This window comes from Kiritimatiellia bacterium (assembly GCA_028715905.1).
In the GTDB taxonomy this organism is placed as follows: domain Bacteria; phylum Verrucomicrobiota; class Kiritimatiellia; order JAAZAB01; family JAAZAB01; genus JAQUQV01.
On the sequence record JAQUQV010000006.1, the window covers coordinates 12422 to 27400 of the forward strand.

The 14979-nt window shown below is 58.2% G+C and carries 13 protein-coding genes; 5 read left to right on the plus strand and 8 right to left on the minus strand.

Annotated elements, in window-relative coordinates:
• Positions 1–132: 132 nt before the first annotated feature.
• The 8 genes from PHP98_02430 to PHP98_02465 form a co-directional block, all read right to left on the minus strand.
• Positions 133–1365: a SpoIIE family protein phosphatase gene (locus PHP98_02430; GenBank protein ID MDD5482499.1), complete on the minus strand. Its 1233-nt coding sequence runs from the start codon at positions 1363–1365 to the stop codon at positions 133–135.
• Positions 1358–2380, minus strand: coding sequence for a chemotaxis response regulator protein-glutamate methylesterase (locus PHP98_02435; protein ID MDD5482500.1), 1023 nt, complete (start codon positions 2378–2380; stop codon positions 1358–1360). The genes PHP98_02430 and PHP98_02435 overlap by 8 nt, the downstream gene beginning before the upstream one ends.
• Positions 2380–4680: a hybrid sensor histidine kinase/response regulator gene (locus PHP98_02440; GenBank protein ID MDD5482501.1), complete on the minus strand. Its 2301-nt coding sequence runs from the start codon at positions 4678–4680 to the stop codon at positions 2380–2382. Before PHP98_02440 ends, PHP98_02435 begins: the two co-directional genes overlap by 1 nt.
• Complete coding sequence (locus tag PHP98_02445; GenBank protein MDD5482502.1) at positions 4677–5339, minus strand: chemotaxis protein CheW; 663 nt, start codon at positions 5337–5339, stop codon at positions 4677–4679. The genes PHP98_02440 and PHP98_02445 overlap by 4 nt, the downstream gene beginning before the upstream one ends.
• Positions 5336–6607, minus strand: a complete 1272-nt coding sequence (locus PHP98_02450) for a hypothetical protein (protein ID MDD5482503.1) — start codon at positions 6605–6607, stop codon at positions 5336–5338. The genes PHP98_02445 and PHP98_02450 overlap by 4 nt, the downstream gene beginning before the upstream one ends.
• A gap of 93 nt (positions 6608–6700) precedes the next feature.
• Entirely contained in the window at positions 6701–7183 is a 483-nt protein-coding gene (locus PHP98_02455; GenBank protein MDD5482504.1) for a chemotaxis protein CheW, read from the minus strand.
• Positions 7184–7195: 12 nt separating this feature from the next.
• Positions 7196–9421, minus strand: coding sequence for a methyl-accepting chemotaxis protein (locus PHP98_02460; GenBank protein ID MDD5482505.1), 2226 nt, complete (start codon positions 9419–9421; stop codon positions 7196–7198).
• Positions 9422–9447: 26 nt separating this feature from the next.
• Positions 9448–10092 carry a GPP34 family phosphoprotein gene (locus tag PHP98_02465; GenBank protein ID MDD5482506.1) on the minus strand — a complete coding sequence of 215 codons (645 nt, stop codon included), beginning with the start codon at positions 10090–10092 and terminating at the stop codon, positions 9448–9450.
• Positions 10093–10330: 238 nt separating this feature from the next.
• On the opposite strand from PHP98_02465, the gene PHP98_02470 reads away from it, so the two are divergent.
• From PHP98_02470 to PHP98_02490, 5 genes are all read left to right on the plus strand, one after another.
• Complete coding sequence (locus PHP98_02470) at positions 10331–10864, plus strand: hypothetical protein (GenBank protein ID MDD5482507.1); 534 nt, start codon at positions 10331–10333, stop codon at positions 10862–10864.
• Positions 10865–10912: 48 nt separating this feature from the next.
• Positions 10913–11596, plus strand: a complete 684-nt coding sequence (locus PHP98_02475) for a hypothetical protein (GenBank protein MDD5482508.1) — start codon at positions 10913–10915, stop codon at positions 11594–11596.
• A gap of 73 nt (positions 11597–11669) precedes the next feature.
• On the plus strand, positions 11670–12923 hold the full coding sequence (locus PHP98_02480; protein ID MDD5482509.1) for an IMP cyclohydrolase: 1254 nt from the start codon (positions 11670–11672) through the stop codon (positions 12921–12923).
• A 214-nt stretch (positions 12924–13137) separates the two neighbouring features.
• Entirely contained in the window at positions 13138–14061 is a 924-nt protein-coding gene (locus tag PHP98_02485; protein ID MDD5482510.1) for a 2-dehydropantoate 2-reductase, read from the plus strand.
• A 35-nt stretch (positions 14062–14096) separates the two neighbouring features.
• Entirely contained in the window at positions 14097–14966 is an 870-nt protein-coding gene (locus PHP98_02490) for a sugar phosphate isomerase/epimerase (GenBank protein MDD5482511.1), read from the plus strand.
• Positions 14967–14979: the final 13 nt, after the last annotated feature.

The window sequence follows — 14979 nt, forward strand, 5'->3', positions numbered from 1 at the left end:
ATGGGCAAAAGATACCGCAAAGTTTCATATAAGTCAACTTTTTTACCTTTTTTTCACACCACATCCCGAAGCCGGAAACGATTGCGGATTGAAAAACCACGGGCCGGAAAGCGCGCGAAAAAAACGGACGGATCAGGGGCGGGTAAAATCAACGCGCAGGATGGAAAAATCGTCGTCCAGCGCGCCCGGCCCGTGGAGTGCGCGCGCTTTTTTTTCCAGCTCCGCCAGCGGAGAGCCGCCGGCGATTGTGGCGGCGGCGAGGAACCGGGTATATTCCGCAAAGGGCCAGAGGGAACCGTTCGGCGCGGCGATTTCAAAGGTGCCGTCGCTGACCACGTAAAGCGTGCCCGGCGTTTCCATTTTACGGGTTTGGGTGGCGTATTTTGTGCCCGGCATGCCGCCGAGCACCATACCCGGCGTGGAAAGGCGCGCAACCTCAGGCGCGCCGCCGGGCCGGGGATTTATCAGGAGCGCGGGTGGGTGGCCGGCCGAGGAATAGCTTAAAGTCATGTCCTTGCGGTTGTAAACGCCGTACCAGATTGTAAAATACATGTTGTTGTGTTTTTCCATCAGAAATGTCTCGTTCAGGGCCGAGAGCGTTGCGCCCGGGTCGCGGAAATCGGTCCGCGGCAAACCTTCGGAACAAATGACGTTCATGGCGGAAATGGAAAGCAGGGCGGCGCCGACCCCGTGACCGCAGACATCCAGCAGGAAAAAACAGAAATGGTCCCCGTCAATCCAATGATAACTGAAAGCGTCGCCGCCCAGCTGGGTTGAGGGAATGAAGCGCCAGTCGGTTTCAATCGGCGGCCCCTTGATCGGCGCCGGCAGGAGCGAACGCACGTAAGCCGCGGCCTCCGCCAGTTCAGCCGAAAGAATGTTCTGGCTTTTAACCAGGGCCCGGTGCGCCTCGTTGCGCTGGAGCAGGTTGATGTAACCCTGCGAATGGTGCCGGATTCTTGCGATCAGTTCAATCCGGTCGGGGAGTTTGACGATGTAATCGCTCGCGCCCAGGGCGAAAGATTCGGCTTTTACCTTCGGCTCCTCTTTTGTTGAAAGCACGATGACGGGAATTTCGGAGGTTTGCGGGTTTTCGCGGAAAAGTTTTACAAGCGCCAGGCCGTCCATTTCGGGCATGACGAGATCCTGCAGGATGATGGTTGGCGAAAATTCTTCGGCCGCTTGCAAAGCCTGTTGCGGGTCGTTGACGTAGCGGAAGCGGATGTCCTTTTCCGGCGCCAGCATTCTCCGCACCGCCTCGCCGATGATGGCCTGGTCGTCAACGAGCATGACCTTGACCTCGTGTTCGGTCAATGCGGTTTTGATGGCCCCGTTTTGCTTGTCTTTTTGAAGCGCATTATTCATGGGTTGCAAAATATATCAGTTCTTCGGCAATCCGGTCAATGGGCATTGTTTTCAAGGCGGCGCCGCATTCAATGGCGGCCTTTGGCATGCCGAAGACGACCGATGTTTTTTCATCCTGGGCAATCGTCCGCCAGCCGGCTTTGCGCAGGCTCAAAAGACCCTCGGCCCCGTCTCTTCCCATTCCGGTAAGGACCACTCCGGCGCCCGGAGCCGGCCAGTTGGCGGCCGCGCTGTGGAAAAAAACGTCAACCGACGGACGGTAAAAAATGTCTTTCGGCTCGGCGCAATAGGCGAATTGTTTTGCGTCGGTCAGGAGCAGATGATCATTGGTTCCCGCTATCCAGATGATCCCCTTTTCCGGCCGGCAGCCCGGTGCAATCACGCGGACCGGCAGACGGCATGGCCGCCCCAGCCAGTCGGCCAGGTCAGCGGAAAAGGCGACATCCACGTGCTGGACCAGGACTATGGCGGCGGGGAATCCGGCCGGGAGCGCCTTGAAAATCTCCCGTGCGGCCGCCGGACCGCCCGTTGATGCTCCGATGGCGATCAAGCGCGGCAGACGCCGGCTCTCCGCGGTCTGCCCGCCCAGCGCGACCAGCGCCGGGGAAACCTGTTTTCCGCGGCCGATGAGTTTGGCGATGAGGTCAATTTTCCCTTCCAGTTCCGCCGCGCCCGCCAGTTTGTTGTCCGAATCCAGGACCGGCGTGTTGATCGCGTCCAGCGCGCCGTGGCCCATGGCCTCAAAGACAAGCTGCATGTTGCCCTCAACCGTGGCCGTTACCACAAGGATGGCGCAGGGCGAGTTGCGCATGATCCGCATGGTTGCTTCGGCGCCGTTCATAACCGGCATAATCAGGTCCATGAGGATGACGTCCGGGGTATCCGCGGCGCACTTTTTGACCGCCTCGGCGCCGTCGCGCGCGGCCCAGGCGATTTGCCAGTCGGCCCTTTTGGCGACGCAGCGGCGCAGGGCTTCCCGCGCGAGGAGCATGTCGTTGACGATGGCAATCCGCATTATTTTTCTTCCCCGATCATGTCCGTAACGGCGTTGTGAAAAGAGTCGTCCTGAAAACTGCTTTTGGTCAGGTAATAATTTGCGCCGGCTTCAAGTCCGCGCAACCGGTCCTCTTCGCGGTCTTTGTAGGAAATAATGACGACGGGCAGCGCGCTGATGCGCGGGTCCTGCCGGATTTTGCGGACGAGATCAATACCGTTAAGACGCGGCATATCAACGTCGCTGATCAGCAGATCGTATTGCCCGGCGCGCAGTTTGTTCCATGCCTCCATGCCGTCAACCGCCACGTCAACCTGACAGCCGCGGCCCTGGAGGAGTTTTTTTTCCAGTTCGCGGACGGTTATGGAATCGTCGGCCACCAGCACCCGGCGGCGTTTTGCCTTGCTTTTTTCTTCCCCGGCCTGGGCGATTGTTTTCAGGCCTCCGCCGGCCAGGGAGCGGTCCATGGAACGCAAAAGATCGTCAACGTCAAGAATCAGCGCCGGAGTGCCGTCGTTCAGAAGCGTGACCGCGCCGACATCCTGCACCTTGCCGAGCCGCGCGTCAAGCGTCCGGAGGGCCACGAGTTGTTCGCCGAGAAAGCGTTCAACGATCAGGCCGTAGTGATTATCCTGGTCGCTGATGATGACCACCGGCCAGCGGGATTTTTTTTCTGCCGCGGACTTCATTTCCAGCGCCTCGGCGGCGCTGATCAGGCCGATGTTTTTGTTTTCGTAATGAAAATAACGTTTGCCCTCCAGGGTTACGGTTTGGGCGGGGTCAAGAACCGCCAGATGCGTGACGCGGGCCAGCGGGAACAGAAAAGGCTCCTGCGCTATTTCCACCAGGAGCGCGCGGATCAGGGCGATGGTGATCGGCAGTTGAAGTTGAAAAACGGACCCGTTCGGCCGGCGATTTTCAATGTGGGCGTTGCCGCCGAGTTCCCGGGCGAGGTTGAGAGCGATATCCAGCCCCACGCCGCGCCCGGAAATCTCGGTTACGCCGGCGCTGGTGGAAAATCCGGGCAGAAAAAGGAAATTCAGGATTTCCGGCTCGGAAAGACGCTCCGCGACCTCTTTGGAATTCAACCCTCCGGCAATGATTTTTTGCCGGACGCGCTCAACGTCAATGCCCGTTCCGTCATCGGTCACCGTGATGTGCAGGCGGCCGGCGTGGTGGCGGGCGTTGAGCGTGATTAAACCTTGCTCCGGTTTGCCTTTGGCCGCGCGCTGTTCCGGTTTTTCAATGCCGTGATCAAGCGCGTTGCGCAAGAGATGCGCCAGGGGGGACTCAAGCTTGTCCAGAATTTCGCGGTCAACTTTTGTGTCCTGGCCGGAGATTTCAAAACGCACGTTCTTTTCAAGCCGCCGCGCCAGGTCGCGCATCATGCGCGGAAAGCCGCGCGCGCAGTCGCCGAAAGGCCGCAGGCGGCTGGCGAGCGCCTCGCGGTAAAGGCGGTCGTGCAATTCCTCCATCCGCCGGCTGAATTCCTCAATGTCGTTTATATGTCCGGCGGAAGCGTCCAGGAAAGCCCTGGTTTCCGAGACGATCTCATTGAGACGCTGCTTGATCAGGGCGTAATCAACATTGGCGTCAAGCATCGGAAGCAGTTCTTCCATGCGGCGGCTGAGCCTGGCCTGCTTGACTTTCCGCGCCATGAGCCGGCGGGTGAAAGGTTCCAGCCAGCGCATTTGCACGATGGATTCATCCACCATGCCCAGCATGCGGTTGAGATGGCCGGCCGTAACGCGCACCGTCTGGGTGTGCAGCGCCGGCTTCGGCGCGTGTCCTTCGGGTTCCCCGGCCCCGGCCGCCCCGGACGAAGCCTGGCCGGATTGTTGCAAGCGAGGCGCGGCGGGCGCCGGCGGCGCGGGGTCCGGCCTTACGGGAGAAGAGTTCGCGGACGCCGCCAATTTGATATCGCAGAGGCGCTGCAGGATATTTTCCGCCTCGGGTTGGAGCGCGCCGGCGCCGGCGGCAATTTCGCGGTCGGGGCATTTGGAAATTTTGAGGAGGAAATCCACGCCTTCAAGGAGAATATCCGTCTGCTCGGCGGCGATCGTGATTTTTCCCTCCTGGGCGGCGACGAAATTATTTTCCAGCTCATGGGCGATTTTCACGGCCGGATCAAGTCCCATTATGCGCGCGGCGCCCTTGATGGAGTGGGCCGCCCGCATGAGGTTTTCAAGCTGTTTTTTGTCCGCCGGCTTGTGTTCAAGAGCCAGGAGGGCGTCCGTGAGCAGGGCGGTTTGCGCGGCGACTTCCTGCCGGAAGAGGTCGGCCATTGACATGTTGGCCGGATTCTGGTCTGTTTCGGTCATGCAATGCTCCGTTCAAGGGCGGCGAAAAAAAGCTCCTCGTCAATCAGGCCGGTCTGACGCCGGTTGACGGCGACGATTCCCGTTGTGAATTTCAGCGTGGTTTTGGCGACGTTCACCGGCACCGGCTGGACGTTTTTTTCAATGTAATTGCCCAGTCCGTATACTTCGTCAGCCGGAAAAACCCACGGCAGGTTGTGCCGGCTGACGACGCAAAACCAGCGGGGGGCTTTGTCCTTCGCTTTGGCGTCCGGCGCCGGCTGGATGCCGAGCAGAGCGTCCGCGGAAAAGCACAAATGAATATTACCCCAGATGCTGGCCAGACCGAGGAAAACGGAGTTGCTCCTGTGGGGAACGCGCCTGATCGGGCGCGGGCGCGTTGTTTCAACAAAAAGGCCCGCCGGCAGGGCCAGCCACTCGCTTCCGATACGGAAAACCATGATGGTTTTTTGCGAGCCGTCCTTTTTTGTTTCCGGCCGGGCGATTGTCTTTGCCCAGTTTTCAAGGTAGTCTTTCGGCGGTTCGCGGCCCAGCAGGTCGCGGCCCCCCGCCTGGTAACGGGGGCAGTTGCGGCAATGGATATGCCCGGAAAGTTCCGGGCAGGAACGGTCGCCGCGAATGCCGGTTTGTGTCCAGCAGTATATGTCCCTCTCCTTTTTCATTTTTTCCGAACGTTCCGGGCGTTGATTGCGGCGGCGCGGCGCCGCAGGAGAACGGCCGCGGAGTTATCGCCGTTTTTTTCCTTGAGGGCGGCGAGATGTAAAATCGCCTCGGTAAATCCGGCGTCAAGATAGATGGCGCGGTGAAAGCATTCCTCCGCGCCGCGGTTATTTTCCTGGGCCTCCCGGATGAGGCCCAGCAGGAAGTGGGCGCGCGCGTTGGGCGCGTCGTTTTTAAGAATTTCCTTGCAGATTTCCTCCGCCTCCTTGAGAAAGCCTCCGTCGGCCAGGCGGTTTGCGCGTTCAATGTTTTCAGAGATTACGGAGGCCGGCGGCGGCCGGGGCAATGGGGTCGGAGCGGGTTCCGGAGCCGGCCCGGATTGGCCGGATGGCCGGACGATTTCGTTTTCCGGCGGCGCGTTGGGCGCGGCGGTTATGCCGCCGTCCGGCCATCCGGGGCAGGAGGTCTGCTTTTTTTTCCGCAGGGCGAAGGCGCCCTGGTGATTGACATTTTCAAATATCTGCATGAGGGGCGGCGTTGCTTCAACATGGCCGATAAAGAGCAATCCGCCGGGCGCGAGCAGGCGGTCAATGACGGCGATGATTTTCAGGCGCGCCTGATCGTGGAGATAGATCAGAAGATTACGGCAGAAAACGATGTCATAGGGAGCGCAGGGGGGCAAGCTCCCGGCGTCAATGATGTTGGCCTTAAAAAAGCGGACGCAGGCGCGGACTTCCGGTTTCAGGGCATACGCCTGTTCCTCGGGATTGAAATATTGCCCGCGGAACGCCGGCCCGTTTCCGCGGAATGAATTACGGCCGTAGACTGCCGCGCGGGCCTTGGTCAGAAATTTTTCGTTTATGTCCATCGCGTCCACGATAAACCGTCCCCGGTCCAGGCCGCAGTCCAGACAGGTCATGGCGATGGAGTAGGGTTCTTCGCCGGTCGCGCAGGGCGCGCTGAGAATGCGCAGGGTGTCTTGTGCGCGAAAACGTTGCCGCTCGGAACGTATGAAATCGGCGAGAAAAACAAAAGGCTCGCGGTCCCTGAAAAACCATGTTTCCGGGACAACGACCAGTTCAATCAGCGCCGCGAACTCCCGGCCGGAAGCCGCCGCCAGTTCGGCGTAGGAAGCAGTCGTGTTTATCCCGAGCAGGCGCATTCGTTCGGCGACGGCGCACTCAATCGCTTTCGGACCGAGCGCGGCCGGTTCCAGACCGATCCGGTCATGAAGCATTTGTTCTACCGGTTGATAGGCGTCAACGGACATTTTTTGCGGTTTTCCCAAGGCGGCAGCGCCGCCATCCAAAACTTTCCCGGCTGGCGATCCGCCGGTCTATTTAAACTTCTACGCAAAAGTGTGTCAACCGGCCTGAGTTTTGCTAAACTCCTCCATTCCGGCTGCCAGCATATGTTCCAGTTCTCCGGTCACGAGTCTTTCAATCTTGATAATTTGAATTAGCCGTTCGTCATCCCGGAACATCTGTCCAAGACAGCTGGTTTCCGCCGTGTTCAGGGCATTTTCCATCAGGTCCGCGGGTTCCCTTTTCATGAGGGTGGTGATATCCTCGGCCAGCAAACCCAGCAACGTTGCTTGGCCGCCGCCGGCGCGCGCGCAATCCGTGATGATAATTCTGGCGCTGAAAAGGCGGCGGCACTTAATACGGGCGATTAATTTGACCAGGTCAACCACGATGACCGGACTGCCCCGGAAGTTCAGCAGCCCGGCGATGTGATCCGGGGCGTCCGGGACGGGCCGCAGCGGAACACCCGGCACGACCTGTAAAACGCGGGCGGCGTCAAGGGCGTATTCGTTCTCGCCGGCTTTAAAGGTCAGATAGAGCATTGGTTTCCAGGTTCAAACCTTGAAGCGCGACACCTCGGTCTGGAGCTCGTGGGCCGCCTCTTTCAGCTGGGAGGTGACGGCATGAAAATGCTTGAGGGATTCGGTCGTATTGCGCGCTCCTTCCGTAAGCTGGGTCATGGCCTCGCTGATTTGGCGGGCGCCGGCCGCCTGCGAGCGCATGCCTTCATTGACGGATTCGTAGCGCGGCGACAAGACTTTGATTTGTTCCAGTATCTGATTGAGCTGCCGGCTTATGCCGCCGACCGATTTTACCCATTGCGCGACTTCCCCGCTGAACTTGTCCATTTCCATTACCCCGGCCGAGACGGACGACTGCATTTCTTTCACGGTCTGTTCTATATCAAGGGTTGAGACCGCCGTTTGGTCGGCCAGCCGTCTGATTTCACGGGCGACGACCGCGAAACCGCGGCCGTATTCGCCGGCTTTTTCGGCCTCAATGGAGGCATTGAGCGAGAGCAGGTTGGTTTCATCCGCCACCTTGGTGATGGTCGTTACGAGGTTGTTAATGGCGCCGGCCTTTTCATTGATGGCTGAAAGCTTGGTTGAGATTGAAGCGGTCGCTTGCGCCAGCTGGCTCATGGAGTTCTGCATATTGACCAGTCCGGAATGGCCCTGGTCCGCCAGATTTTCCGTGTCGTTTGCCGTCACCTTGATGTCCTGCATGGTTTTTGCCAGTTCCTGGGACGTGGCCGAAATTTCCTTGACCGCCGCCGCAATCTCGGTGGTTGAGGCGCCGAACTCGGTTACGGTGGACTCCTGTTCCCGGGAAGCGGCGGCAATTTCAGTGGCGGTTGACACCATCTGCACGCTTGAACGCTGGACCTGGCCGACCAGCGAAGCCAGGTATTTTGTCATCAAAACAACGGACTCGGTCAGTTTCTCGGTCTCATTCCGAAGCCTTGCTTTCCGGCCGGGGCTGACGGCGTCATTTTCAATTTTCTCAAGCTGCCCGGCCGCGCGGCGCCGGGCTTCGGCCAGATTGCCGCCGGCGATCAACTGGGCAATGGAAACGACATTGGCGATCGGCCGCGCGATGGCCGAGCCCAGCCAGACGGCGAGGATGATCGCCAGGATCATGACCGCGGCGGCGGCGATCACGCCGACCGACATGATGCGCATCGTGCCGGTGATGAATTTGTTAATGATGCCGTAATTATCGTCTTCATACATGGTGGAATAAATCACCCAGTCCCAAGGCTCAAAATAGACAATACCGGCGCATTTAATGCGCGTTTTTTCTTCGTCCTTGTTCTGCCATGCATATCTTTCAAAAATCGCCTTGCCCTTCGGCGCGGCAACGGCTTTTGCAATATGCTCCTGGACAAACAGCTTGCCGTTGGTATCCCGGGCGTTCCAGATGTTTTCTCCGTCGCGTTCCCCTCTTTGGGAGATGATGTAATGTCCTTTCCAGTCCCCCTTGCCGCCGAGCACGGCGATGTAGCCGGTTTCTCCGAGCACGATGTCCGTAATCGCCCTGCGCAGTTCGCGGTTGATGTCGTCCAGGTCAAATCCCATATACAGCATGCCGATAATTTTGCCCTTATCGTTCGGGTCCCGGATCGGCTCGTAGGCGGCCGCCTGCCATTTCTCCATGACCAGCGCCCGTCCGAAATAGGTTTCGCCGGCGAGCGCTTTGCTGATGACCGGATTGTCGGCGCCGTCCGCCAGCCGGCGGGGGATAAATGTTCCGATCGCCCTTTGGTTGTCGGCGTCGGGCACGGAAGTGCAGACGCGGAGCATGTCTCCCTGTTCGTTTATGCGCTGGAAAATAGTGCAATAGGCATGCGTGAAACCGGTAACGAGGTCAACGAGCGGCGACTCAACGGCAAAGTCCGCGTTGGGGGCGATGTAAGTTCCGCCCAGCAGTAATTTCGGCACAACGGCATCAACTTTTTCCCCGGTTGACTGGTGGCGCGCCGTCCAGCGGGCGGCTTCATTGGAGAAGGAAAAACCGCCCAGCCGCTCTATTTCGGCATTGGCGCCCTTCAAATGGTCGGCCAGGCGGTTTTCTATGCCCAGCTGGGTGACGTTGCACATGTCATAAACCATGTTGACGGTTTGTAACGCTTCATACCGGGCGGCCGCATCCATTTCCTGGAAAATATTTTTTTTGATCACTTCATGCTGGAGGGGGATGAACAGCACCATTACCAGGACCGGCAGAACCGCGGCAAAGACCGCCAGGCTGACTATGCTGCCACGCAATGATGTTTTCATGTGTTTTTTTTTCCCGGGTCCGGAGATCAGGGCATCATCGCCAGCGCCATCGCCTGGGCGATTTCCTTGATTGACCTGGCAACTTCCTGCCCGATTAAATCAAACCTGGCCAGCGCCTTTATGCGCGGCTGGAGCCGTTCGTATTCCTCCTCCGAAAAGAGGTCGTCAAGGAGACGGCAGGCGTGCGCCAGACTGATGAGGACCGCCTCGCGCGGGTCCGGAATTTCATCGCTGAGAATGAGATCGCGCAGTCTGGTTTTGACCTCCTTTATTTCGCGGTTGTCAATCATCGGGTAGCGCCTCGTCTTGAAAACCCAGAGAATTTTCTTGTCTTCCGTTTTCAGAATGCCTTTTGCGATGAGCTGGGCCAGAATCTGTTCCTGAATTTCTTTTGCCTGGCCGGCAAAGAACGACAGCCAGAAAGATGTCGGCTGGATTTCGGTTTTAGCCGCGACCTGGCGCAGGACATTATCCAGCAACGAGCTTCCGGATGGCGTATCGTTGACAACCCTCAGGCTCTTCAGATCAATGTCAATCCGGTTCAGAAACGCCAGTTCCACGAGCAGGGCCCCGGGCAAGGCATACTCCAGCGCCGAAACCGGCAGGGGTTTGATGGAACCTTCGCGGTCGTCAAGGGCGAGCAGGAAGATTTCCTCGGCAAAACTTAACATGTGGCGCCTCGCTTTCTCAGGACATCGTTGTTCTTATGATTAACGGACAATCCGCCGTTGCCTGCCATGGGTCATGGTTCGGCATTTATATAACAACCGCTCTCGGTTTTGTCAAGCGCTGCGATTTTCAACTTCTTGAATCCGGTCTTGCCAACCGCCCGCGGTTCTGTTTATACTTTCCCCGTATTCCATATCCTGCCAGGAGGAAAATATCATGATCAGACCGGGATGCGTTGGAATGACAATAATAACGGCCTTGGCGCTGACCGGCTGCCTGGACGAGGCGGCGGTGCAAACCATGGAAAGCAATTATGCCGCGCTTTCAAATGAAATTGCCTCCCTGCGGGCGCGCATGACGGCCGTGGAAGACGCCTGCCTGCAATTGAACATGCGCGCGGCCGGCCCCGCGAGCCGCCCGGGCCGGGCGGAAACACCCTTGATTTTCACGGCCCCGGCCGCGGAGCCCGCCCCTTCGGAAATGGAAAAAAACATTGCCGTTTTATCGGAGTCGGCGCCCGAGGAGAGGCTGACGCGCAGTTCGTTTGACCGGCTGGTCGGCATGACGATTTCGGAAGTGCTGACCATGCTGGGCCCGCCCGACAAAACCAGCGAAGAGGAAGGCGCCCAGCATTGGCATTACAGCTCTGTCCGGCTGGCAACCAAGGGCGGCGGACTGGAAGCAACCCCCGCCTTGATTGTTTTTGAAAAGGGCTGCGTGGCGCGCGCCGTTCTGGCACAGGAGATTAAGCGTTCCTCGGAACCGAAAGAGTGAAGGCAAACGCATTGTGTTTCGGGGCGGTTTGAAAGGAGGAAAAGAAAAATGGCGGTTAATATTGTTGAGGTTATTGACGACGGCATCAGGATACAAAACGTATTGGTCAGCGTTTCCGACAAAAGCGGCCTTGAGGAGTTGATCCCCGGTCTTTTGAAAATCAACGGCAGCTTGAAAATTTATTCAACCGGCGGGACCTGCCAGGCAATCAGGTCTTTGCTCGGCCCGGACCTGGCGGCAAAAAGTCTGGTCCAGGTTTCGGATTTCACCGGCCAGCCCGAAATGCAGGGCGGCCTGGTCAAAACGCTTGATTTCAAAATCTACATGGGATTGTTGAGCGAAACATATAATCCGTCCCACGCCGCCGATTTGCAGAGGGTCAAGGGCGTTCTTTTTGACATGGCGGTCGTCAACCTGTATCCCTTCGTCAAAACCGTTTCTTCCGGCGCGCCGCCCGAGGCGGCCCGGGCCAATATTGATATCGGCGGGCCGTGCATGGTGCGCGCCGCCGCCAAGAATTTTTTAAGGGTGGCTTCCGTCACCGATCCGGCCGATTATGCCTCCCTTCTGGATGAACTCCGGCGGACAAGCGGCGTTTTATCCCTGCGCACGCGTTTTGCGCTGGCGCAAAAGGCCTTTGCGCATACCGCCGCTTATGACGCGGCCATTGCCGGCTACTGGAAAAAAGAGAGCTTTGAGGCGGTAAAATCATGCTATCGGATTAAAAACTAAGGCGGCCGTGCCGCCATCCAAAATCAACAACTGGCGGTCCGTTGTCAATGTTGAAAAAGCAGGAAAAATACAAATGACAGTTAGAGATTTCAAAAAGGTCTATAAAACCATCATGGACGATCATTTTCCGCCGGCGATGGAGATCAGTTTCGTTGACGGAAAAAAACGGCAGACTCTCTTTTATGAAAAACAAAGCTGGCTGATTGACGGCGTCAACAAGGGCCTGCGTTACGGCGAAAATCCGGGCCAGGAGGCCGCGCTTTACAAGCTGGTGAACGGCAACCTGGCGCTGGGCGGGGTGGAAAGCGTTCTGCCCGGCCGTTATCTGGCCTCGGACGTTGAATTGCTGCAGTCCGGCAAGCACCCGGGCAAAACCAACATCACCGACGTTGATAACGCGCTCAATATCATGCGCCACCTCATGGACACTCCCTGCGCGGTCATCGTCAAACACAACAATCCCTGCGGCGTGGCCAAGGCGGACACGCTGGCCGCGGCCTATGAGCGCGCCAATCTCGCCGACCGCGTGGCGGCCTTCGGCGGGGCGATCGTCCTCAACCGCGAGGTGGATCGCCCCGCGGCCGAACTGATCCTACGGCAATATGCCGAGGTGGTCGCCGCCCCCGGGTTCGCTTCCGGTGTTCTGGAAATGTTCGCCGCTAAAAAAAATCTGCGCGTCATGCGTATCGCCGATATCGCAAAACTGAAGGAGTTCGCGGCCGCCCGGGTCGTTGATTTCAAATCGCTGGTGGACGGCGGCGTGGTCGCCCAGTGGTCGTTTTCCCCGGAAGCGCGCGCGCGCGAAAAACTGCTTCCGGCCCAGACCGTTTACAAGGACAGGGAATATAAAATCAACCGCCTGCCGACGGAACGCGAATACGACGACCTGCTTTTCGGCTGGCTGGTGGAATGCGGGGTTACCAGCAATTCCGTCATTTATGTCAAGGACGGCGTCACCATCGGCATCGGCACGGGCGAGCAGGACCGCGTCGGCGTGGCGGAGATTGCGCGCGACAAGGCCTACCGCAAGCTGGCCGACCGGCTGGCCTGGGAAAAACATAAAACTCCCTACAACAATCTTAAGGACGAGGGGATCAAGAAGGAAATTGACGCGGAAGTGGCCGGAAAAAGGGGTGGCCTGATCGGCGCCTGCATGGTTTCCGACGCGTTTTTTCCTTTCCGGGACGGCGTGGATGTCGGCATCAGGGAAGGCGTTACGGCCGTGATCCAGCCCGGGGGTTCGGAAAGGGATTTTGAAAGCATTGAGGCCTGCAACGAAGCCGGGGTGGCCATGGTCTTTACCGGCCAGAGATGTTTCAAGCATTAAACAGTTATCAATAAAATTCTGCGCAAGAAGCGCAGGATTTTATTGCAAATCGGGATGTTCACCGCGTTTGGCCAGAATTTCGGCAATGCGGTCTTCCTTGCGGAACGAATCCGGATTGGGCAGAAGCCAGAAGCCAGAATTCAGAATATCCTGATTCCAAAAAGCATGAATGATCCGGCTTTTTTCTATTGACTCCTGACTACTGACTGTTTCTATGCATATTGCCGTCATAGGCCCCGGTGGTATCGGCTGCCTTTTTTCGGCGCTGCTGGCCGAGGCCGGCCATGAGGTCTGGCTCGTTGACCGGCGCCCCGACCGGGCCGCGCTTGTTTCCTGCGACGGGTTGACGATTGAAAAAGACGGGAAAACGCGGCGGGTGTCCTTGCGGGCTGCCGCCCAGCCGGCGGAGGCTGGTCCGGCGGAGTTGATTATTCTCTGCGTCAAGGCGCACGAGACCGCCGGGGCCATGCCGAGCGTCGCCGCGCTTTCCGCCCCGCATACAAAAGTCCTTTCCCTGCAAAACGGCCTCGGCAACCTGGAAGCCCTTAAAACCGCGGTGGCCGGCGGAAATCTTTTCGCGGGCATAACCACCCACGGCGCCATGGTCATCGGCCTGAACCATGTCCGCCATGCCGGCGCGGGGCCGACCTTTGTCGGCGCCCTGTCTCAAAACAAATCCGGCGCCGAAATGCTGGCGGAGACGCTGACCGGCGCCGGGATTGAAACTTCGGCGGCGGCCAACACCATCGGCATGCTCTGGAGCAAGCTGGTGATCAACGCGGCGATTTGTCCGGTGTCCGTCCTGGCCGGCCTTCCCAACGGCCAGCTCGTCAAAGACAGGAGATGGCGCGCGTTGATGTGCGAAGCGGCGGCGGAAGGCGCCGGAATCGCCGCCGCAAAAGGCATCAGGTTGATCTTTCCGGACCCGGCGGCGGCCGTCCTGGAGGTCTGCGAAAAAACCGCCGGCAATATTTCCTCAATGCTCCAGGACGTCCGGCGCGGGCGGCACACGGAAATAACGGCCATCAACGGGGCCATCGTCCGCGCCGCCGCCGAGCTTTCCCGGGAAGCGCCGACCAGCGCCATGCTCTGCGAAAAAGTGCTTGAAATTGAGAAACACAAGGAATATAAAGACTGAGAAACAAGCGCAATAACCGAACACAGGAGAAAAAAATGCACGTATCAATCCGCGATGATGTTGTAAGGCAGGCCGGGTATAAAAGCATCGGCGAAGGGCTGAAGGATTTGCGGCTGGACAGCGTTGAGGTTGAGTTTTTCCGCGACTACACCGTCTGGGACCCGGCCGGCTGGAACAAGATTTCTTTTACCCCCGCATCCGCCGCGCAAACCCTGCGGGATGCTTACGGGAAAAAGAACATAAAAATCTGCGCTTTTCTCCTGCACAATAATTTCAACTGCGCCGAGCCGCCGAAGGAAGTGCAATGGGTCGTTGACGTGATCAAGACGGCCGATGCGCTGAACATTCCGGCCATCCGGATTGACGCCATAACCAAGGGAGAAAAAGAAGAGCCGTTTGAAACAAGAGTGGGCCGGTTTGTGGACTGCATGCGCAAGGTCATTGCGGCCACCCCGGACAGCCGGGCCGGGCTGGGCATTGAGAATCACGGCATTCAGGGCAATGACCCGGCGTTTCTCAAGCAGGTCATTGAGCGGGTCGGCAGCGGACGCTTGGGCGTCAACATGGATACCGGCAACTTTTACTGGTATGGATTTCCGCTGAACGAGGTTTATGAAATCCTGCGTTCCGTGGCCAAATACACCAAGCACACGCACGTCAAAAACATCCGCTATCCTGAGGAGACCCGCCAGCAGAAACGGGCCAACGGATGGGAATACGGCAAATATGTTTCGCCGATTTACGAGGGCGATATTGACCACAAACAGGTCGTGGCCATCCTGAAAGACGTCGGCTATAACGGACCGTTGACCATTGAGGATGAATGCCTGGGCAAGCTGGACGGGAATCAAAAGAAAGAAGTGTTGCGCAAGGATGCCGTCTATTTGAAAAGCCTGCTGAAATAAATTTCGGGCCTTT